At 70.1% G+C, this 17,870-nt stretch carries 24 protein-coding genes; 12 read left to right on the top strand and 12 right to left on the bottom strand.

Annotated elements, in window-relative coordinates; genetic code table 11:
• Positions 1-137: 137 nt before the first annotated feature.
• Positions 138-1,136, bottom strand: a complete 999-nt coding sequence (locus BXA11_RS36140) for a sigma-70 family RNA polymerase sigma factor (RefSeq protein WP_076441899.1) — start codon at positions 1,134-1,136, stop codon at positions 138-140.
• A 64-nt stretch (positions 1,137-1,200) separates the two neighbouring features.
• Here BXA11_RS36140 and BXA11_RS36135 point away from each other — a divergent pair, with 64 nt between their 5' ends.
• The gene (locus BXA11_RS36135; RefSeq protein WP_076441897.1) at positions 1,201-1,926 is read left to right on the top strand and encodes an FMN-dependent NADH-azoreductase; all 726 of its coding nucleotides are present in this window, start codon (positions 1,201-1,203) and stop codon (positions 1,924-1,926) included.
• Positions 1,927-1,965: 39 nt separating this feature from the next.
• Here the strand turns inward: BXA11_RS36135 and BXA11_RS36130 are convergent, their stop codons facing one another.
• The 3 genes from BXA11_RS36130 to BXA11_RS36120 all read right to left on the bottom strand — a co-directional run bounded on the left by BXA11_RS36130 (position 1,966) and on the right by BXA11_RS36120 (position 4,308).
• Entirely contained in the window at positions 1,966-3,015 is a 1,050-nt protein-coding gene (locus tag BXA11_RS36130; RefSeq protein ID WP_083744830.1) for a DUF418 domain-containing protein, read from the bottom strand.
• Between the two features lie 228 nt (positions 3,016-3,243).
• A complete protein-coding gene (locus BXA11_RS36125; RefSeq protein ID WP_030511220.1) occupies positions 3,244-3,834 on the bottom strand; it encodes a DinB family protein in 591 nt (196 codons plus the stop codon).
• 165 nt (positions 3,835-3,999) lie between these two features.
• Positions 4,000-4,308, bottom strand: coding sequence for a MiAMP1 family antimicrobial peptide (locus BXA11_RS36120; protein WP_076441895.1), 309 nt, complete (start codon positions 4,306-4,308; stop codon positions 4,000-4,002).
• A gap of 230 nt (positions 4,309-4,538) precedes the next feature.
• On the opposite strand from BXA11_RS36120, the gene BXA11_RS36115 reads away from it, so the two are divergent.
• From BXA11_RS36115 to BXA11_RS36105, 3 genes are all read left to right on the top strand, one after another.
• Positions 4,539-5,159: a dihydrofolate reductase family protein gene (locus BXA11_RS36115; RefSeq protein WP_076441893.1), complete on the top strand. Its 621-nt coding sequence runs from the start codon at positions 4,539-4,541 to the stop codon at positions 5,157-5,159.
• Between the two features lie 109 nt (positions 5,160-5,268).
• The gene (locus BXA11_RS36110; protein WP_030511218.1) at positions 5,269-5,592 is read left to right on the top strand and encodes a YciI family protein; all 324 of its coding nucleotides are present in this window, start codon (positions 5,269-5,271) and stop codon (positions 5,590-5,592) included.
• Positions 5,589-6,830, top strand: coding sequence for an RNA polymerase sigma factor (locus tag BXA11_RS36105; protein WP_076441891.1), 1,242 nt, complete (start codon positions 5,589-5,591; stop codon positions 6,828-6,830). The genes BXA11_RS36110 and BXA11_RS36105 overlap by 4 nt, the downstream gene beginning before the upstream one ends.
• A gap of 80 nt (positions 6,831-6,910) precedes the next feature.
• Here BXA11_RS36105 and BXA11_RS36100 read toward each other — a convergent pair whose 3' ends face one another.
• Positions 6,911-8,026, bottom strand: coding sequence for an epoxide hydrolase family protein (locus tag BXA11_RS36100; protein ID WP_076441889.1), 1,116 nt, complete (start codon positions 8,024-8,026; stop codon positions 6,911-6,913).
• A gap of 114 nt (positions 8,027-8,140) precedes the next feature.
• Between BXA11_RS36100 and BXA11_RS36095 the strand changes: the two genes are divergently transcribed.
• Positions 8,141-8,614, top strand: coding sequence for a MarR family winged helix-turn-helix transcriptional regulator (locus BXA11_RS36095; RefSeq protein ID WP_076441887.1), 474 nt, complete (start codon positions 8,141-8,143; stop codon positions 8,612-8,614).
• A 102-nt stretch (positions 8,615-8,716) separates the two neighbouring features.
• Positions 8,717-9,202, top strand: coding sequence for an FBP domain-containing protein (locus BXA11_RS36090; protein WP_030511216.1), 486 nt, complete (start codon positions 8,717-8,719; stop codon positions 9,200-9,202).
• 187 nt (positions 9,203-9,389) lie between these two features.
• On the opposite strand, the gene BXA11_RS36085 is transcribed toward BXA11_RS36090, so the two are convergent.
• Positions 9,390-9,836 carry a winged helix-turn-helix transcriptional regulator gene (locus BXA11_RS36085; RefSeq protein ID WP_030511215.1) on the bottom strand — a complete coding sequence of 149 codons (447 nt, stop codon included), beginning with the start codon at positions 9,834-9,836 and terminating at the stop codon, positions 9,390-9,392.
• Between the two features lie 129 nt (positions 9,837-9,965).
• On the opposite strand from BXA11_RS36085, the gene BXA11_RS36080 reads away from it, so the two are divergent.
• Positions 9,966-10,838, top strand: a complete 873-nt coding sequence (locus tag BXA11_RS36080) for an aldo/keto reductase family oxidoreductase (protein ID WP_076441885.1) — start codon at positions 9,966-9,968, stop codon at positions 10,836-10,838.
• Positions 10,839-10,963: 125 nt separating this feature from the next.
• Here BXA11_RS36080 and BXA11_RS36075 read toward each other — a convergent pair whose 3' ends face one another.
• From BXA11_RS36075 to BXA11_RS43510, 3 genes are all read right to left on the bottom strand, one after another.
• A complete protein-coding gene (locus BXA11_RS36075; RefSeq protein WP_143734721.1) occupies positions 10,964-11,305 on the bottom strand; it encodes an STAS domain-containing protein in 342 nt (113 codons plus the stop codon).
• A gap of 277 nt (positions 11,306-11,582) precedes the next feature.
• Positions 11,583-12,125, bottom strand: a complete 543-nt coding sequence (locus tag BXA11_RS36070) for an ATP-binding protein (protein WP_051762415.1) — start codon at positions 12,123-12,125, stop codon at positions 11,583-11,585.
• A 2-nt stretch (positions 12,126-12,127) separates the two neighbouring features.
• Positions 12,128-12,319, bottom strand: a complete 192-nt coding sequence (locus BXA11_RS43510) for a DUF5999 family protein (protein WP_076441879.1) — start codon at positions 12,317-12,319, stop codon at positions 12,128-12,130.
• A gap of 252 nt (positions 12,320-12,571) precedes the next feature.
• Here BXA11_RS43510 and BXA11_RS36060 point away from each other — a divergent pair, with 252 nt between their 5' ends.
• Positions 12,572-13,402: an MOSC domain-containing protein gene (locus BXA11_RS36060; RefSeq protein WP_083744829.1), complete on the top strand. Its 831-nt coding sequence runs from the start codon at positions 12,572-12,574 to the stop codon at positions 13,400-13,402.
• 97 nt (positions 13,403-13,499) lie between these two features.
• Here the strand turns inward: BXA11_RS36060 and BXA11_RS36055 are convergent, their stop codons facing one another.
• A complete protein-coding gene (locus BXA11_RS36055; protein WP_076441877.1) occupies positions 13,500-14,756 on the bottom strand; it encodes a DUF2716 domain-containing protein in 1,257 nt (418 codons plus the stop codon).
• Between the two features lie 113 nt (positions 14,757-14,869).
• Here BXA11_RS36055 and BXA11_RS45880 point away from each other — a divergent pair, with 113 nt between their 5' ends.
• Both BXA11_RS45880 and BXA11_RS45875 read left to right on the top strand, forming a co-directional pair.
• Positions 14,870-15,259: an IS5 family transposase gene (locus BXA11_RS45880; protein ID WP_076441875.1), complete on the top strand. Its 390-nt coding sequence runs from the start codon at positions 14,870-14,872 to the stop codon at positions 15,257-15,259.
• Positions 15,157-15,651 carry a transposase gene (locus BXA11_RS45875; RefSeq protein ID WP_373320678.1) on the top strand — a complete coding sequence of 165 codons (495 nt, stop codon included), beginning with the start codon at positions 15,157-15,159 and terminating at the stop codon, positions 15,649-15,651. The genes BXA11_RS45880 and BXA11_RS45875 overlap by 103 nt, the downstream gene beginning before the upstream one ends.
• Here the strand turns inward: BXA11_RS45875 and BXA11_RS36040 are convergent.
• Positions 15,543-15,992 carry a winged helix-turn-helix transcriptional regulator gene (locus tag BXA11_RS36040; RefSeq protein WP_076441871.1) on the bottom strand — a complete coding sequence of 150 codons (450 nt, stop codon included), beginning with the start codon at positions 15,990-15,992 and terminating at the stop codon, positions 15,543-15,545. The genes BXA11_RS45875 and BXA11_RS36040 overlap by 109 nt on opposite strands.
• A gap of 86 nt (positions 15,993-16,078) precedes the next feature.
• Between BXA11_RS36040 and BXA11_RS36035 the strand changes: the two genes are divergently transcribed.
• Both BXA11_RS36035 and BXA11_RS36030 read left to right on the top strand, forming a co-directional pair.
• Positions 16,079-16,522: a VOC family protein gene (locus tag BXA11_RS36035; RefSeq protein ID WP_076441869.1), complete on the top strand. Its 444-nt coding sequence runs from the start codon at positions 16,079-16,081 to the stop codon at positions 16,520-16,522.
• A gap of 21 nt (positions 16,523-16,543) precedes the next feature.
• A complete protein-coding gene (locus tag BXA11_RS36030) occupies positions 16,544-16,888 on the top strand; it encodes a YciI family protein (protein WP_204053985.1) in 345 nt (114 codons plus the stop codon).
• A 316-nt stretch (positions 16,889-17,204) separates the two neighbouring features.
• Here BXA11_RS36030 and BXA11_RS36025 read toward each other — a convergent pair whose 3' ends face one another.
• Positions 17,205-17,783, bottom strand: a complete 579-nt coding sequence (locus tag BXA11_RS36025) for a TetR/AcrR family transcriptional regulator (RefSeq protein ID WP_076441865.1) — start codon at positions 17,781-17,783, stop codon at positions 17,205-17,207.
• Positions 17,784-17,870: the final 87 nt, after the last annotated feature.

The raw sequence follows: 17,870 nt of genomic DNA, 5'->3' as shown, positions 1-17,870 counted from the left end.
TCCCGCGGTCGCCTGCCTCTACGCGACCGAACGCATGGGGAGAAGGGAGCACCCGACCTGTTCAGCGGTAATGGGGCTCACCTCCTCGCGTCGTCGCCGCCGTGAGCGGCACCCTACACCAGGCCGCGGGCGCACCCTCACATCGCGGGGCCCGGAAAGGCGGGGCCCAGAGAAGCAGGGTCCAGGAAGGCAGGATCCGGGAAGGCAGGGTCGAGAAGGGCAGGGTCGAGAAGGGCGAGATCCAGCGCGTGCAGGCGCGCGGGGTCGGCCACCACGTCGATCTCGGCGATCCGCTCCCCTTCCACCGCCAGTGCGAGAGCGAGCAGCAGCCGGCCGTGCGGCGCCACCACCACGCCCACGGCCCCGTTGACGAGCGCCGGTTCGGCGAACCGGGCCCGCCGGCCGAGGACGACGGTCTCCTGCGCGACCGCCCGCGCACCGCGCACCACCGCCGGCACACCCGGGGGCAACGCAGCCGGATCGGCCCTGCGCACCACTTCGGGCGCCAGCACCGCCATCAGCGCGTCCATGTCGCCCTCGCGCGAGGCGATGAGGAAGGCGTCCACGACGCGCCGGTGCCGCGCGGCCTCAGCGCCCGCGGCCTCCGGTCTGCCCCGCAGCCGGTGGCGTGCCCGGCTGGCGAGCTTCTTGGCGGCGACCGGCGACCGGCCCACGATGGGGCCGATCTGGTCGAACGGCACGGCGAAGACGTCGTGGAGCACGAACGCGACCCGTTCGGCGGGAGGCAGCGTGTCGAGCACCACGAGCAGCGCCCGGCCCACGGAGTCGGCCAGCACCGCCTCCTGCTCGGGGTCGCCCCCGCCGTCCAACGCCCTGCTGTCCCACTCGCTGCCGTCGACCGCCTGGCCGTCCCGCCCCCGGTCGTACGGCCGCGGCGCGGCCTCCTCCCGGCGGGCGCGGGCGCGCAGCATGTCGAGGGACACGCGGGAGACGACCGTCGTCAGCCATCCGCCCAGGTTGGCGACCCCGCCGACGTCGGAGCGGCTCAGCCGCAGCCAGGTCTCCTGGACGGCGTCGTCGGCCTCGCCGCCGGTGCCGAGCATCCGGTGGGCGACCGCGCGCAGATGCGGACGGTAGGTCTCGAACAGCTCCGCCAGCCCGTCGTGCTCGCCCATCGGTCACCTTTCCCCCGCCCGCCTCGTCACCACCATGACGTACACGAGGCAGGAGAGGTGACAGGTGACGTCATTGCTGCATGTCGATTCCAGCGCGAGCCTCGCGGGCGATTCGGTCACCCGGCGGCTGACGGCGTCGTTCGCCGATGCCTGGTGCCGGCGGCACGGAACGAGCGGGTACCGCTATCGGGATCTGACGGCCGACCCCGTGCCGCTGGTGTCCCACGCCTACACAACCCTCGGCCGCCGGGTGGAGCGGCACGGGGTCGTCCCGCTCGCGCGGGTGACCGCGATGACCGGCGGCCCGGCCGAAGAACGCGAATGGGCGCTGACGCTGCCGCTGATCAGGGAGCTGCTGGCGGCGGACACCGTGCTGGTCGGCGTCCCGATGTACAACTTCACGGTGCCGGCCGCGCTCAAGGCGTGGATCGACCGGGTGACGTTCCCGGGAGCGTACGTCGATCCCGTCACGGAGGCCGGCCGCCTGCGCGACACGACGGTGGTCGTGGTCGCCGCCAGGGGCGGCGCCTACGGTCCCGGCACCCCGCGGGAGGGCTTGGACTTCCAGACGCCCTACCTGCGGACGTACTTCCGCGAACTCGGGGTGGCCGAGGAGAACCTGCACGTCGTGCAGGCCGAGATGACCCGCGCCGGGGACGTCCCCGCGCTGGCCCGCTTCCGCGAGCTGGGCGACAGGTCGCTCGCCGACGCGTACGCCGCGGTGCGCGTGCTGGCCGGCGGCGGGGAGGGCGACCGGGCGTTCCCGCAGGATCTCGGCTCACGACTGTGACGCCGTCCACCTGTGACGCCGTCGGATCCGTGACGCCGTCTACTCCCGGCGCAGGGGCGGCCGGCGGGTCCAGGTGGCCCAGCGCCACAGCCATTCCAGCGGGCCCTGCCGGTAGCGGCGCAGCCACAGGGTGGACCACACCCATTGGACGGCGAGGATGACGCCGGCGATCAGGGGCACGGCCGCGACCGGCCAGGTGTGCGGCGGGCTGCCGAGGGCGCGGCCCGCCACCAGCACGAGGACCGTCGCGGACAGGTAGTTGGTCAGCGCCATCCGCCCGAGGGGTGCGAACACGGCCCGCAGCACCGGACGCAGCGGCGTCCTGAGCACAACCAGCAGGGCGCAGACGTACACCCCGGCGATCAGCAGTCCGGCCCCGGCCAGTGAAATGCCGAAGGCGCGGCCGGCCGGGTCGGACCGGGCCTGGAGCCACAGCACGGGCGCCGCGGCGGCGGCCAGGACCAGCCCGAGCGTGGCGGGCACGCGCGCCGACTGCTCCAGCCGGTCGATCACGCCATAGCGGACCAGCGCCGAGCCCAGCAGGAACAGTCCGGCGATCAGGGCGAACCGGTCGCCTCCGACGAGCAGCGACACCGCGATGAACGCGGGAGCGAGGGCGGCGACGGCCAGACGGGGCAGCCAGGTCGAGGGCAGCAGCACCAGCAGGCCGATGACGGCGTAGGTGCTCAGGATGTCGCCGTGCCACAGCAGCAGGAAGTGCGCCACGCCAAGCGCGAGCAGCGCCAGGAGCCGTCGCAGCAGGATCACCCGCGGGCGGGCGGTGCGGGTGGCCGCGGAGTCCAGCAGCAGCGAGAAACCGACGCCGAAGAGCAGGGAGAAGATCGGGAAGAAGCGCTGCTCGACGAGCACTCCGAGCCAGGCGGCCTCGCTTCCCCCGGGGGTGGACGGCGGGACGAACGCGCCGGTCGCGGCGATCGGCTGGACGTTGGCGAGCAGGATCCCGCAGAGGGCGAACCCGCGCACGACGTCGAGTGCGGCGATGCGCGGGCGGCCCGCCGAGGTGGTGGCGTGGCCGCCCTCGCCGGGCCGCAGGTGCACGGCGGGGGAGGTGACGTTCTCACGATGCATGGGGCCTCATCCTGCGGGCGGCGGCCCTTCGCCGTTATCGGCCGGAAGCATGGTTCCGGCCGCCCGCGACCGTACTTTCGGCCAGTTCCGGAGGCCGGGCTCGGCGCGGCGGCGCCGGGGGTGCGCCCTGACCTCCCTCGTCCCGCTCGGCGGGGCCGCCCGGCAGGCCGCCGGGCGCCGGTCAGGGGCTCCCGGCCGCCGCGACGATCGGAGTGACGTGGTGTGGGCTCAGCCCCGGCCGGCTTCCCGCGCCGTCTGCTCCAGTCGGTTGCGGTAGTCCTCCCACCACTTCTGATCACCGGAGGGCAGGTTGAGGTTGCCGTCCCGCATCCCGGCCTCTCCGTCGATGAGCTCCCTGACGATGTCGGCGTGGCCGGCGTGCCGGTTGGTCTCGGCGATCACGTGCACGAGGATCTGGTGCAGCGTGACCTCGCTCCGCTCGTCCGGCCACCACCGCACGCGCCCGGTCGCGTCGAGCGCCAGCGCGGCGATCGTGGTGTCCGCGTGCTGCCACACCCGGCGGTACAGCCCGGCGATGTCGTCACGCGACTCGTCGGCGGTCGCCCACATGTCGGCGTTGTCCTCGGCGTCGTCCGCTATCCACGGCAGCGGTTCGCCGAACGGCCGCCCGAAGGTCTCGCCGAAGTAGCCCGCCTCCACTCCCGCGAGGTGCTTGACGAGCCCCAGGAGGTTGGTGCCGGTGGGCGTCAGCGGGCGGCGGATCTCATACTCGGAGAGCCCGTCGAGCTTCCACAGAAGAGCGTCACGGGCGGCTTGCAGATAGCGGTGCAGGTCATTCTTCGGTTCCCATGCGGTCATCCGCGCAGTCTTTCAGCCGGCACCTGCAGCACGCACCGGCGTTTTCCGGGGGAGCGGTCGTCCTCATGTCATGCGGTCGTCCTCGGGCAGCGCGGTCGTCTTCGTGCAATGCGGAAACGTCCCGCCCCCGGTGGGCACCGGGGGCGGGACGCGGCGGAGCCGGGGTCAGCAGACGATGAAGATGCTCTTCCAGCCGACCGGAGTCCTCTGCTCCGCGTTCCTGTCGGCGGCGAGTGTGAAGTGGGCGACGCCCTGCGCGTCGGGCTGGTTGTACATCCGGCCGCTCTGGCCGTCGCCATACCAGCGGTAGGACCCGTGGAAGGGGATGTTGGACACGCCGCAGCGGTCGATGACCACCGACCTGCCGCTGAAGCCGGGGCCCTCATAGGCGACGTACTGGGAGGCGTAGGCGGCGCCGGCGCTGATCGCGATCGTCGCGGCCGTCAGGGCGGGGACGAGGACGAACCTTTTCATGACACTCCTTCGGCAGACCTTTGTCCTACTCTCAGTAATCAAATGGTAACGCTCAGTGCTCACCTCGTCATCCCCTGGGGCGTGGCGGGAGCTCGGGTGATCGCCGGCGTCGTCGCCTCGTGAAGTTTTTGAAGAAATCCGGAAGGCGGGTGTCGGATCGAGGCGGCGGTGTTCGTAGCAGGGGTGTGGCCGCCCACGAGGGGCGGCGCCCAGGAGAAGGAAGCGCGATCATGAAGCTGACCACCATCACCCAGATCACCCTCGACGGAGTGACGCAGGGGAACGGCGGCGCGTCGGACGAGGACCGCAGGAACGGATTCGAGCGCGGCGGATGGGCCCTGGGCAAGGGCGACGACGAGACCCACGCGTTCATCAATCAGACCTACCAGCACGCCGACGCGTTCCTGTTCGGCCGGCGGACCTACGAACTGTTCGCCGGCGCGTGGGGGACCATGACGGTCCAGGACGCGCCGGGCTGGGAGCCCGTCGTGCGGGCGTTGAACACACGACCCAAGTACGTCGCGTCGGCCACACTCGCCGATCCGGCCTGGTCGGGCACCACCGTTCTGTCCGGCGACCTCGCGACGGCCATCGCGGACCTCAAGGCCAAGCCGGGCGGTGAGCTGCAGGTGCACGGCAGCGGCATCCTGATCCGGTGGCTGCTGGAGAACGATCTGGTCGACGAGATGACGCTGATCGTCGTTCCCGTCATTCTCGGCCAGGGTGCGCGGTTGTTCCCGGACGCGGGCCCGGATCATGCGCTCGACCTGGTCGAGTCGCGCGTGGACTCCAAGGGTGTGACGATCCAGGTCTACCGGCCGGCGGGGCGCCCGCAGTATGCGACGGCGTGAAGCGCCCGACCGGCACGCCCCCAGTCTTGACACCACCGTCTTGACATCGCTGTCTTGACACCACTGTTGCGGCTCCACTTGTTCCGGCACCCAAGGAGATGATCCTCAGATGCAGTACCTGCTTTCCGTGATCCACGACCAGGCCGGTCTCGCCACCCCGGAGGAGGACGCCGCGATCGACGTGTTCAACGACCGGCTCCAGGCCGAGGGCCACTGGGTCTTCGCCGGCGGCCTCGCCTCGCCCAGCACGGCCACCGTCATCGACAACCGGGGCGGGGAGGCGATGGTCACCGACGGGCCCTTCCTGGAGTCGAAGGAGTACCTCGCCGGCTTCTGGATCATCGAGGCCGCCGACCTCGACGTGGCGCTCAGGCTGGCGACCGAGGGGTCCGAGGCCTGCAACCGGAAAGTCGAGGTGCGACCGTTCCTGTGAGCGGGATCGACGTCCGCGAGGCGATCACCCAGGCCCACCACGAGGAATGGGCACGGGTGGTCGCCGCCCTGACCAGGCGGTTCGGTGACCTCGACATCGCCGAGGAGGCGGCCGCCGAGGCGTTCGCGACCGCCGTCCAGCGGTGGCCGGCCGACGGCGTGCCGCCCAATCCCGGCGCCTGGCTGACCACCACCGCCAACCGAAAGGCCATCGACCGGATCCGGCGCGAGAGCAGACGCGACGACAAGCACAAGGAGGCTCAGATGGTCTACGACGACGACCCGCGCGAGCCCGTCGGCGCCATCGACGACGACCGGCTCCGGCTGATCTTCACCTGCTGTCACCCGGCACTGGCGATGGAGAGTCGCGTGGCGCTGACGCTGCGCATGGTCGCCGGCCTGACCATGCCCGAGATCGCCCGTGCCTTCCTGGTGGCCGAGAGCGCCATGGGGCAGCGGATCACCCGCGCGAAGGCCAAGATCAAGGCGGCCCGCATCCCCTATCGAGTGCCGTCGGCGGAGGACCTCCCGGCGCGCGTCTCCGGCGTCCTCGCCGTCCTCTACCTCGTGTTCAACGAGGGCTACCTGGCCACCGGCCCCGACACCGATCCCGTACGGCACGAGCTGACCGCCGAGGCGATCCGGCTCACTCGCCTGATCCGTGTCCTCCTGCCCGACGACGGTGAGGTGGCCGGACTGCTGGCGCTGATGCTTTTGACCGAGGCCCGCCGCCCCGCACGGGTCTCGGCCGACGGGCAACTGGTCGCTCTCGACGAGCAGGACCGTGGGACCTGGGACGCGGCGCTGATCGCCGAGGGGCACCGGCTGGTGCGCGAGCGCCTCGCGGCCGCCGCCGCCGGAGAGGCTCCGGGCCGCTACCAGATTCTCGCGGCCATCAACGCGGTGCACACCTCCGCCCGTGACATGCGCGACACCGACTGGTCGCAGGTCCTCGCCCTCTACGACCAGCTCGTCCGCCTCGACCCATCGCCGATCGTCGCGCTCAACCGGGCCATCGCGGTCGCCGAGCTCGACGGCCCGGAGGTGGCGCTGGCGGCCGTCGGCCGTCTTGAGCCCCGGTTGGCCGGCTATCACGCCTACCACGCCACCCGTGCCGACCTGCTGCGCCGGCTGGGCCGTGATCATGAGTCGCGCGCGGCCTACGACAAGGCCATCGGCCTGGCGGGCAACACCGCGGAGATCGCGTACCTGACCCGCCGTCGCGACCACCTGCGGTAGCGCCTGCGGACACATCCTGTCCGCCAGGTCCCGCGACGAGGGCCGCGCCGCCCGCACGGCCCTCGTTCCGCCGGCGACGCTCACGCGCCCGGGACCTGACCCTGACCCTCGGACTTGCCGATCCGGGTGAGGAAGAAGTCCCGGACGTCCCCGGCGAGCAACTCCGGCACCTCCATCGCCGCGAAGTGGCCGCCGCGCTCGAACTCCGACCAGTGCCTGATGTCGTAAAGCCGCTCGGCCAGCGGCCGCACCGACTGCGTGATGTCGTGGGCGAACACCGCCACGCCGACCGGCGCCGGGCACGGCGCGGCTCCCCGTGGGGTCTCGTGGTGCAGTCGCGCCGAGGAGGCCGCGGTGGCGGTCAGCCAGTACAGCGAGACGTCGGTGAGCATCCGGTCGTCACCGATGTCCGAGCGGGGGTCGGTCCACTGTGCGAAGCGCTCGGCGATCCAGACGAGCTGGCCGACCGGCGAGTCGGTCAGCGCGTAGCCGATGGTCTGAGGGGTGAGAGCCTGCAGGGCCTGGTACGGCGGACGGTTCGCCATCAGGCGCCTGACCTTGCCCAGCCGGGCCTCGTCCGTCTCGGACAGCTCGATGCCGGCATCCGGGACCGGCCGGGTCGGAAGGTAGTTGACGTGGACCCCGACGACCCGCTCGGGTGCCACCGCGCCGAGCGCCAGGGAGATGCCCGCGCCGAAGTCGCCGCCCTGGGCGCCGTACCGCTCGTACCCGAGACGGCGCATCAGCTCGGCCCAGGCCCGCGCAACCCGGACGACGTCCCAGCCGCGTTCGTGGGTCGGCCCGGAGAAGCCGTATCCGGGGATGGACGGGATCACCAGATGGAACTCGCGCGACAGCGGCTCGATGACATCGAGGAACTCCAGGAACGAGCCGGGCCAGCCGTGGGTGAGGATCAGCGCCAGCGCGTCCGGCTTCGCGGACCGGACGTGGACGAAGTGGATGTTCTGGCCCTCGATCTCCGTGGTGAAGTGCGGGAGCCTGTTGAGCTCGGCCTCGTGCTCGCGCCAGTCGTACCCGGTCCGCCAGTATTCGGCGAGTTCCTTGAGTTGCGCGAGCGGGAAGCCGTAGTCCCACCCGGCGTCGGCGACCTCGTTGGGCCAGCGGGTGCGGGCGAGCCGGTCGGCCAGGTCGTCGAGGTCGGCTTGAGGGATGGCGATGTGGAACGGCTTGATCATGGTCTCAACTCCGGAGGGAATCGTTTGTTTCATAAACGTTAGGCTGGCCAACGTTTGCTTGCCGAACGATAGCACAACCATTAGTGCGCCAAACGATTCGTTAGACTTGGCTGCATGGAGACCGAGGAGACGCCCGCCCGGTGGGAGGGCCTGCCCAGCTGGCTGCTCGGCCAGACCGCCAACCACGCGCACCGCCTGGTGGGCGACGGGTTCTCGTCGGTCGGCGGCCGCGGCTACCACTACCGTCTGCTGGCGACGCTGGAGGAGCGCGGCCCGGCCAGCCAGGCCGCGCTGGGCCGCCGTAGCGGCATCCACCTCAGCGACATGGTCGCGACGATCAACGAACTCGCCGAGCGCGGACTGGTCGAGCGCGCCCCGGACCCCTCTGACCGGCGGCGCAACATCGTCTCGCTGACCCCGGAGGGCGCACGGCAGCTGCGGCGGCTGGAGAAGCGGCTGGCCGAAAGCCAGGACGAACTGCTGGCTCCGCTGTCACCCGAGGAGCGACAGCAGTTGACCGAGCTGCTGTCCAAGCTGCTGGTTCACCACAGTCGGCGAACCGGCTCCCCCGAAGAGCGGTGGCGGTGAGCACCCGCGGCCGGTCGGGTACGTCCTGCCGCCATTCCTAGGATCCCTAGGAGAAAACTTAATCAATTGCCCTGAAAACCGGCCACCGATAGGTTCGTGCCTATGAGGCCAATTGCCGAGCGCGAGATCCGCGCCTCGTTCGTCAACTGCACCAAGGGTGAGGTCAAACGCCTTGCCGTACCGAGGGACCTGGATGGGCGGCCCTGGGACGACCTGGACTTCCTGGGCTGGCAGGACCCTTCCTCCCCGGGTCGCGCCTACCTGGTCGCCGAGCAGGGCGACCGTCTGGTGGGGGTGGCACTACGACGGGCCGCCCCCAACGCCGGACACGTACGGCGCAGCATGTGCTCGCTCTGCCTGACCACGCACACCGGTGACGGCGTGTCGCTGATGACCGCCCGCCGCACCGGCGGAAGCGGCAACTCCGTGGGCGCCTATATCTGCACCGACCTGGCCTGCTCCCTCTACCTGCGAGGCAAGAAGGACGTCGGTCCCGGCGGGCGGATGCCGGAGTCCCTCACGCTCGAAGAGAAGATCAGCAGAACCGCGGTCAACGTGAGCGAGTTCCTCCAGAAGGTGACCGGGTGACCGCCACGCTCCGCGCGCACGGCGCGACGGAGCCGCATCCCTTGCCCGTCATCTGACCGGCAAGGGGTGTCGCCGCCCTGACCTGGTCTCATCCGGCACGGCGGTCGATGTGATCGGCCGGGCGATGGCGAGCACGATCGCGCCTCGGGCATGCCTCGGAAAGCGCACTCCAGACGTGGACGAGGGCTCAGGCGGCGCCGGCGTCGTACGTCGCGCGGTTGGCGAGCACATCGTCCATGTGCATCTCGGCCCAGGCCTTCAGGCCGCGCATCAACTGGTGCAGGGAGAGACCGAGGTCGGTCAGCTCGTAGCAGACCGTTACGGGCACGGTCGGCGTCGCGGTGCGGGTGATCAGACCGTCGCGCTCCAAGGAGCGCAGCGTCTGGGTGAGCATCTTCTGACTGACGCCGGCCAGCTGGCGGGACAACTCCGAGTAGCGCATCGACCGCGGCTCACCGGCGCAGTCGGCGCCCGGCTCAGGCGAGCCGCCGCCGCTGCCCAGCGCGGCCAGGATCAGCGTGACCCACTTGTCGGAGATCCGGTCGAGCAGCTTGCGGCTGGGACATACGGCGAGGAAGGCGTCATACTCCGCCTTGGCCTGTGCCCTCTTCTGTGCCGCCGTCATCGTCGTCATCGACCGCTCCTTGGATCTGTGGGTGCCTTACGCACTCCGAAGTGCCTACTTCCTATCGGTGCGTTGCACACCAATACTGATGCATCGAACCGTTATGCACCACTTAGTTCGACACGAAAGACGTAAGGCATGAGCACGCTCTCCACTTCGCTTCCCGGCGGCACCTGGACCCTGGGCGATCTGACCGTCACCCGGTTCGGCTACGGCGCCATGCAGCTCGCCGGGCCAGGGGTCATGGGCCCGCCCGCCGACCACGACAGCGCCGTCGCAGTCCTCCGCGAGGTCGCCGACCTCGGAATCACCCACATCGACACCGCCGGCGCCTACGGCCCGCGCGTCACCAACCTGCTGATCCGCGAAGCGCTGCACCCGTACGCGGAATCGCTGCACATCGCGACCAAGGTCGGCGCGACCCGCGACGAGCACGGCGGCTGGCCCCCGGCCCGACAGCCCGAAGACCTGCGCCGCGCCGTCCACGAAAACCTTGAAACCCTCGGCCTCGATGTGCTCGACCTGGTCAACCTCCGGCTCGGCGACGCCCGGGGACCCCGGCCCGGCTCGCTCACCGAGCCCTTCGAGACGCTCGTCGAGCTTCAGCGGCAGGGTCTTATCCGCCATCTCGGAGTCAGCAACGCGACGGCCGAACAGGTCGCAGAGGCACGCACGATCGCGCCGATCGTCTGCGTGCAGAACATGTACAACCTCGCCTATCGCCAAGACGACGAGCTGATCGACGAGCTCGCCGAAGAGGGCATCGCCTACGTGCCCTTCTTCCCCCTCGGCGGCTTCAGCCCCCTGCAGTCCTCGGCGCTGTCGACGGTGGCGGCACGGCTGGATGCGACGCCGATGTCTGTGGCCCTGGCCTGGTTGCTGCAGCGGTCGCCGAATATCCTCCTGATCCCCGGCACCTCGTCGCTGACGCACCTGCGCGAGAACGTCGGCGGCGCCGGGCTCTCGCTCTCCGACGAGGAACTCGCCGAGCTGGACAAGATCGGCCGCTGACGGGGTGTCCACGGACCTTGGCGGGGTCGGTCACCGCGCCGGGAGGAACCTCCGGTCCTCGCGAAGCCGGCTCCGCTCCACCCGCGGAAATGCCTCCACCGAGCTCGTCCGCTCGGGGGCGGGGGTCAGAGCTCGGCCGCGGCCCGCTCCACGGTCTCGAACTGGACAAGCGCGCGTTCGAGGCCGGTCAGGTTCAGCACCCGGGCCAGCATCCCGCGCGTGTCAGCCAGCACCATGCGGCCGCCGTCCGCGACGCACCGGTCCTGCAAGCGCAGCAGCATCCGCAAGCCGTAAGAGTCGCAGAACCTCAACGCCCCCACGTCGAGGATCACCTTCCGGTAGCCCGCCTCGCACTCCCGCACGAACGCGTCGTCGAGGTGTGGGGCGGTGGCCACGTCGAGTTCCCCGTCGAGAGCCAGCACCGTGTGGGGCGGTTTGTGGCCGACGACGATGTGTAGCCTGCCCATCTCGTCCTTCCCAATCTTGTCAGCCGCGACCAGCTTCAGCCGGGGGTAGCACTCCACTCAGACCCGGCCCGCGTGGACCCCGCCCACGGAGACACCGGTTCACGGAGACCCGGTTCACGGAGACCCGGTTCACGGAGACGCGGGGCGCCGTACCCCCTCGGGGTTGGGCACGAGCGGCTCCCTCTCAAGCCTCCTCGGTAGGGCCGCGGCCGGCAGATCGCGTTCTCTGTCATGAAGGTGGCTCGCTCCTGTTCCGTTGCAGGGAAAGCGGCGGCCGTCAGCGACGGACCTTGGAGGACAGCTCGAACCAAATGATCTTTCCCCTCGGGGTGCGATCGGTCCCCCAGCAGCAGGCCAGTGCGTCCAGTATGTGCAGCCCTCGGCCGCTCTCGTCGTCGGGGGCGGGCCAGCGCATCTTGGGGATCCCCTCGCTGCAGTCCTCGATCTCGCAGCGCAGCAGCCCATGCACCGTCGACAGTCTCATGGTGAGGTCGTCGCAGCACGTGTGGCGCAGCACGTTCGCGACCAGCTCGCTCACCAGGAGCTCCGCCTCGTCGGCCAGGTAGTCCATGCCCCATGTGCTCAATTGCTTGCGGGTCAGACGGCGGGCCCGGCCGCATGAAGTCGTCTCCACGGGCAACCGCCAGGAGGTCACTTCGAAGTCGGGGCTGTCCGCGAGCTGTATCGCCAGGTCGCCGACCACCCGTAGCAATGTCTGCCAGCGGTCACGGATGAACGAGTGCCGGCGCCGCGGGCGGTTGCCCGCCTCGCAGCCGTACGAGGCCGGCACCGGCTGGTTCCGGAAAGGAGAGTAGATCATGCTCACACCGCACACCCCACCAGCTCGCGGGCGGGGATGCTCCGTCCGCCGGCCGTGAGCTCGCCGCTGTCGGCCAAGAGCACCACGCCGTCGCCCAGCGGTCCCCATCCCTGCCGGAGGCCGTCCCCGATCCGGCAGGTCACGGCGCGGTCGGGAGCGGTCGCCGACGGGCGCTGCGAGTGGTGCCGGCACATGGTCGATTCCCCCTTGCTGTCATGCACTGCTCCAGGGACTTCCAGGTTGCCTGCGCCCGTCGTGTGGTTGGCAGGGGGAAAACACCCGTATCGCTACCCCATCGCGGCATATCCGCCGCAGTGGGCGCCGGCCGGGAGAGCGGAGGGGTGACGCCGGCCTGGCTGCGCCGCATGTCGCCGGGGACGAATTGGCGGTGAAGCGGCGGGAGCTTACGTCTATCGAGGAGTGATTCCCGGACGTACGCTGTCGGAGTGGAGCTGGCCGAGATCCGTATGTATCCGGTGAAGTCGGTTTCTGGGTGGGTTGTTGATTCGGCGGTCGTGGAGCCGTGGGGGCTGGCGGGGGATCGCCGGTGGGCCGTGGTGGACGAGTCGGGCAACCTGCACTGGGTCGGGGAGAATCCGCGGATGCTCTCCGTCGTGGCCACCCCCACCGCCGAGGGCGGCCTTCTGCTTGAGGCTCCCGGTCTGCCGCAGCTGAAAGTCCCCCCGGCCACCGGTGAACACGTCCCCGTCCACTTCGTGGAAGTGGACACGGTGGTCCTCGCCCATCCGGAGGCCCACACCTGGTTCACCCGATTGCTGGGCAAACCCGCCCGCCTCGTATGGCTCGACGACCCCCGGCGCTGCGCCGTCCCGGCCTCCCACGGCGGCCTCCCCGGCGACGTCGTCAGTCTGGCCGGGGACGCCCCCTTCCTGATCACCTCCCGTTCCTCCCTCTGCCGGCTCGACGACTGGATCGCCGAGGGCGCCCTCGAACGCCAGGAGGAGGTCCCCGCCCCCCTCGACATGGCCCGCTTCCGCCCCAATCTCGTCGTGGACGGCTTCGCCCCCTATGTCGAGGACACCTGGCGCGAGATCCGCATCGGCGCCCTCCGTTTCCGCATGTCCGAACTCTGCGACCGCTGCGCCGTGCCCACCTACGACCCCACCACCTTGGAGAAGGGCAAGGAACCTCTCCGCACCCTGGCCCTCCACCGCCGCTGGGACGGCAAGACCTGGTTCGGCGTCCGCTTCGTCCCCCGCGACTACGGCGAAATCCGGGTCGGTGACCCGGTGACCGTCCTCGCCACCCAGCCCTGATCCGGCAGCGCGGGGCTAAGGCGTGTCCTTTGGATCATGGGACGGGGGGCGCGGAGCCAGATATTCGCGAGTTGATGACGGATCGTCACCTGAGTGCTCAACCGAAGGTCCAGGCGCCGCCACCGAGCAGGTGGTCCAAGTCATTCGCGACCTGCTCGATGAGGTCATCTCCGAAGACGACGAGGGCTTGTTCGGCGTAGTGGGCGAACGTGCCGAGGCGGGCGTCCGCGGTGGCGAGGAACTGGAACTCGTCGTCGGCGATGGCGCTACCCGGCCAGGGCGGCTGTCCCGGACCGCCGACGCGGTGCGGGTCGAACTCCCAGCCGTTGAGATAGGGGCGGCACTCGTAGATCCATTCGCCGGGCCGGACGCAGGCGCGCAGGCCGCGCTCGATGACGCCTTCGGCGGCTGCGATCGCCGAAGTGCCGCGGTCGAGCATGCCGTAGAACCAGCGGCGCGAGTCGAGCGGCGCGGTATACCGTCCGCTCCCGCTGGCGTAGTCGAAGCCGATGCGGGCCTCGCAGCGACGCGCTATCCGTCCGGACCCGGCGTCGTGGAGAGAATGCCTCGCGGGCGGGGTCGCAGCGGGCTCGCCCGGCGGTGTCCAGTGGTGGGACCGGACCGTCGTGACGTCCCGTAACCCAACGGCCATAAGGGCGCTGCGCAGCTGCCCGTCGGCCTCGGCGACCAGGAACCCCTTCGTCGGCGGCTGGAACCGCCACCATGGCAGCTTGGCGAGCAGTTCGGGACGTGACGCGGTCAGGCCCCCGACAGCAGCGAACGCGGTGCCCCGGACGGTCTCCAGCCAGCAGGCCGCGGTAACCCTTCCGTGGTGGGTCAGCACACGGACGTCGACGTCCCAGTATGGGGTCGAGCCCATCGCGTGCCAGGCCGACAGGGGAACGCGGTGCGGCCCGGAGCTGGCGGAGAGGTCGAGCGCCTGCTGCGCCTGCAGCTCGTCCCACCGGACCGATTCAACTTTCCACTCCGGCTGCAGCTGGGGGAAGTGGAGCTCGGCGACTTCGCCGACCAGGACACTGCGCTCCCATCCCGCGGTGAAACCTGCCGCTTCGAGCGAGGCCGTCAGCTGCGACGCTTCTGCGTCGTGGGCGAACACGCGCCACTGCACAGGTTCCACACGCGCGGCCGCGCTCTGCTGCACTTGCGTAGCAAGCTGCGCGGCCGAGGTCGAGGCGTCCAGGGCGGGGTGGTCGACAATGCAGTGGGTGCCGTAGTGCGTGAGGGTCAGCGGTCCGATCCGCTCGACCACGGTGCCCAACCGCGGATGCGCCGAACCGGAGCCACGCAGGCTGCGATCGTGCGCTGCCAGCAGTTCCCCCGCGTCCAAGGCCACTGCGGCATTCAAGCACTGCGGTTTCCGCGACGCCATTGGTTAAATGCGAACGGGTCTCGGCCCTAAGGCGTGCCCCGTGGATCTTCAGTGGTGGTTTGGTGTAGATCAGTCACGTGGAAGATCGCCCGAATCGTCATGACTTGTCCGATGAGGAGTGGCAGCGGCTGTCGCCGCTGCTCCCGGTCAATCCTCGGCAGGGTGGCCGGTGGGCCGACCACCGGACGGTGATCAATGGCGTTTTCTTTCGGGTCCGGACCAACATTCCCTGGCGTGATCTGCCGCCTTGCTACGGGAACTGGAAGACGGTCTACAACCGGCATCGCCGCTGGTCGATGGACGGCACGTGGGAGCAGATCCTGGACAGACTGAGGGCGGGATGCGATGAGGTCGACGGCCAGGACTGGACGGTGAGTGTGGACTCCACTGTCGTGCGGGCTCATCAGCATGCCGCTGGGGCCCGGCATTCGCCACCGGCCGATGTCCCGCCAAGGGGGAGGTCGTAGATCACAAAACGATGACGCATCGGGAGGCCTTGGGTCGCTCCCGCGGTGGGCTGAGGACCAAGATTCACCTGGTCGCCGACCGGCGCTGCCGTCCCCTCGCGCGGATCCTCAGCCCTGGCCAGCACGGTGACAGCCCGTACTTCCAGCGCGTGCTGAACACGATCCGGATTGCACGCCGGGGCTTGGGCCGCCCCCGCAGGCGGCCGGCGACCGTGCTGGCGGACAAGGCGTACTCCTCTCGGCAACCGTGTTCGGCGCGCGGTCGACCTGCTTCTCATGGTCTTCAGGCCGCGCCCGGGCCGGGGAGGAGGTCGACGTCGTCGGCGTGCATCGGCTCTCCGCAGTGGCTGCAGCGTGGGTCGACGTGGCCGATCTGGCCGCAGGCATGGTGACGGTAGAGGACGGGAGGCCCGGCCTCGCCGGCGAGCCAGCGGTCACCCCACCGGGCCATCACCATGAGCATCTCGACGAGATCGGCGCCCTTGGCGGTGAGGTGGTACTCGTAGCGGGGGCGGGCGTCGTAGGGCAGCCGCTCGAGCACACCCTGTTCGACCAGGTGGTTGAGCCGCTCGGTGAGCACCTTGCGGGAGATCCCCAGGTCGGCCTGGATGTGGTCGAAACGGCGCACCCCGGCCCACACGTCGCGCAGGATCAGCGGCGACCAGGGCTCGCCGATCACGTCCAAGGTGCGCGCGATGGAACACGCCATGTCCCCGAACCGCGTTCGCTGCATGGCAGCAATCTAGCAACTGGGGTTCCCTTACGGAACTTCGGGTGTTACCTTTTCGGCGTCTCTTAAAGAAACCCGGAGGGGATCCGATGACATTCATCAGGCGCTTCGACCACGTCGGCATCACCGTCGCCGACCTCGATGCCGTGACGGCGTTCTTCGTCGGCCTCGGTCTGGAGGCCGATCCGAAGATGGCCGTCGAAGGCGAGTTCCTGGACACGGTGATCGGCATGACCGGCGCCCGCACCGAGATCGTCATGCTGCGAGCGCCCGGCGGAGGCACGACGCTGGAGCTGTCGAGCTTCACGCGGCCGGATCACCTCTCGGGTTCGCCTGCCGCGCCGGCCAACGAGCTGGGCCTGCGCAACGTCGCCTTCGAGGTGCACGACCTCCATGCCGCGGTCGAGCACGCCGCCGCCGACGGCTACGGCCTGGTGGGAGGCGTCGGCGAATACGAAGGCGTGTGGCGGATGGCCTACGTCCGCGGGCCCGAAGGAATCATCGTCTCGCTGGCCGAGCGCATCGAGAAGTAGGGAGACGTCATGAGCACGAGCGTGACCGACGAACAGATCCGGGCTCTGGCCGCGACCGCGAAGCCCTATAGCCTGGCGCTCCTTTCGTGGGGGCCGGAGCGAACCATGGACGGCGCTGACGCGATCGAACTCGAACACCAGCGGCGTATGGTCTCGCTGCGCGCCGAGGGGGTGATCGCGATCCTGTGCCCGGTCGCCTCCGACACCGTGGCGGGCGTCGCGATCATGACCGTGCCGGCCGAAGAAGCCGCGGAGATCATGGCCGGGGACCCCTGCGTTCGAGCCGGGATGATGCGGTGCGAGGTTCACCCGTGCTACGGCTTCCCCGGAGACTCCCTCCCCGATCTGCCCGTTGGCGCCGGCTGAGCGGAAGGTGCGCGGTTCAACCCGGTCCGTCGCTCGGGCATAGCGTTGGCGGCGTGGCACTGCGACTTGTCCAGATGGATTTCAAGGCGCGGGACGACGTGGCGCTCGGGCGGTTCTGGGCGGACGCGCTCGGCTGGGGTGATTCCAGCGAGGGACCCGGGTGACCAACGTCGAACCCGTGGACGGTCCTGGCCGACCCGGAGGGCGACGTGTTCTGCGTGCTCGCTCTGTCCTGACGCCTACGTTCGCCCCGTATCCGGCGCCTCGCTGAAACAAACCCCGCCGGGCACGGCCGGCGACGGCCGGGCGGCATCGATCAGCCCAGCGACGCGGTCGCCGCGCGCAGGTCCTCCAAGGCCGCCAGCGCGTGAGGCGCGAGCCCTCCCGCGTCGTCACGACCACTTTCGCACCACCGGGCGTAGCCCCGTTTGAACGCGAGGACTCCCAGCTCGCCGGCGAGATGCGCCGTCGGCTCGGGGACACCCCGGTCGATGAGCGCGGCTGTCATGGCGGCCGCGAGACCGACGCTCTTGAGGGCGTCGCGCTCCTGAAGTTCGGAGCTGGCCGCCACGGCCGCTTTGAGGCGGGGGCCGAGTTCACGGTTCGCCGGGCCCATGGCGCTCGATGCGCGCTCGAGACCGGCTGCCACCGCCTGAAGCGGGCTGGCGCTCGCGGGCGCCTCGGCGATGCCGTCGGCGAGCAGCCTGCTGAGCGTCTCCTGACCGGCCACCAGTACTTCACGTTTGTCGGAGAAGTGCCGGAAGAAGGTGCTCTTGGTGACGCCGGCGCGCTCGGCGATCTGCGTCACCGTGGTGGCGTCGTACCCCTGCTCGGTGAACAGGTCGACGGCCGCTACGACGAGTCGCTGGGCCGCCCCCGGTTGCCATCTGGCCATGAGACCAGGATAGGTGATGCGACTGTTGTCCCGTCACCATGTAAGGTCGGTGATGGGACAAAGGTCTCATCACTTTGGGGAGGGCTC

The organism is Microbispora rosea (assembly GCF_900156315.1).
Taxonomy (GTDB): Bacteria; Actinomycetota; Actinomycetes; order Streptosporangiales; family Streptosporangiaceae; genus Microbispora; species Microbispora rosea.
Note: the sequence above shows the minus strand (reverse complement) of the source record. Positions and strands in the feature narration are given on the sequence as shown.

What these genes read in the sequence shown, in the direction of transcription:
- BXA11_RS36140 (WP_076441899.1), bottom strand. Translation starts at nt 1,136, where the DNA reads ATGGGCGAGCACGACGGGCTGGCGGAGCTGTTCGAGACCTACCGTCCG.
- BXA11_RS36130 (WP_083744830.1), bottom strand. Translation starts at nt 3,015, where the DNA reads ATGCATCGTGAGAACGTCACCTCCCCCGCCGTGCACCTGCGGCCCGGC.
- BXA11_RS36125 (WP_030511220.1), bottom strand. Translation starts at nt 3,834, where the DNA reads ATGACCGCATGGGAACCGAAGAATGACCTGCACCGCTATCTGCAAGCC.
- BXA11_RS36120 (WP_076441895.1), bottom strand. Translation starts at nt 4,308, where the DNA reads ATGAAAAGGTTCGTCCTCGTCCCCGCCCTGACGGCCGCGACGATCGCG.
- BXA11_RS36115 (WP_076441893.1), top strand. Translation starts at nt 4,539, where the DNA reads ATGAAGCTGACCACCATCACCCAGATCACCCTCGACGGAGTGACGCAG.
- BXA11_RS36110 (WP_030511218.1), top strand. Translation starts at nt 5,269, where the DNA reads ATGCAGTACCTGCTTTCCGTGATCCACGACCAGGCCGGTCTCGCCACC.
- BXA11_RS36100 (WP_076441889.1), bottom strand. Translation starts at nt 8,026, where the DNA reads ATGATCAAGCCGTTCCACATCGCCATCCCTCAAGCCGACCTCGACGAC.
- BXA11_RS36095 (WP_076441887.1), top strand. Translation starts at nt 8,141, where the DNA reads ATGGAGACCGAGGAGACGCCCGCCCGGTGGGAGGGCCTGCCCAGCTGG.
- BXA11_RS36090 (WP_030511216.1), top strand. Translation starts at nt 8,717, where the DNA reads ATGAGGCCAATTGCCGAGCGCGAGATCCGCGCCTCGTTCGTCAACTGC.
- BXA11_RS36085 (WP_030511215.1), bottom strand. Translation starts at nt 9,836, where the DNA reads ATGACGACGATGACGGCGGCACAGAAGAGGGCACAGGCCAAGGCGGAG.
- BXA11_RS36080 (WP_076441885.1), top strand. Translation starts at nt 9,966, where the DNA reads ATGAGCACGCTCTCCACTTCGCTTCCCGGCGGCACCTGGACCCTGGGC.
- BXA11_RS36075 (WP_143734721.1), bottom strand. Translation starts at nt 11,305, where the DNA reads ATGGGCAGGCTACACATCGTCGTCGGCCACAAACCGCCCCACACGGTG.
- BXA11_RS36070 (WP_051762415.1), bottom strand. Translation starts at nt 12,125, where the DNA reads ATGATCTACTCTCCTTTCCGGAACCAGCCGGTGCCGGCCTCGTACGGC.
- BXA11_RS43510 (WP_076441879.1), bottom strand. Translation starts at nt 12,319, where the DNA reads ATGTGCCGGCACCACTCGCAGCGCCCGTCGGCGACCGCTCCCGACCGC.
- BXA11_RS36040 (WP_076441871.1), bottom strand. Translation starts at nt 15,992, where the DNA reads ATGCAGCGAACGCGGTTCGGGGACATGGCGTGTTCCATCGCGCGCACC.
- BXA11_RS36035 (WP_076441869.1), top strand. Translation starts at nt 16,079, where the DNA reads ATGACATTCATCAGGCGCTTCGACCACGTCGGCATCACCGTCGCCGAC.
- BXA11_RS36025 (WP_076441865.1), bottom strand. Translation starts at nt 17,783, where the DNA reads ATGGCCAGATGGCAACCGGGGGCGGCCCAGCGACTCGTCGTAGCGGCC.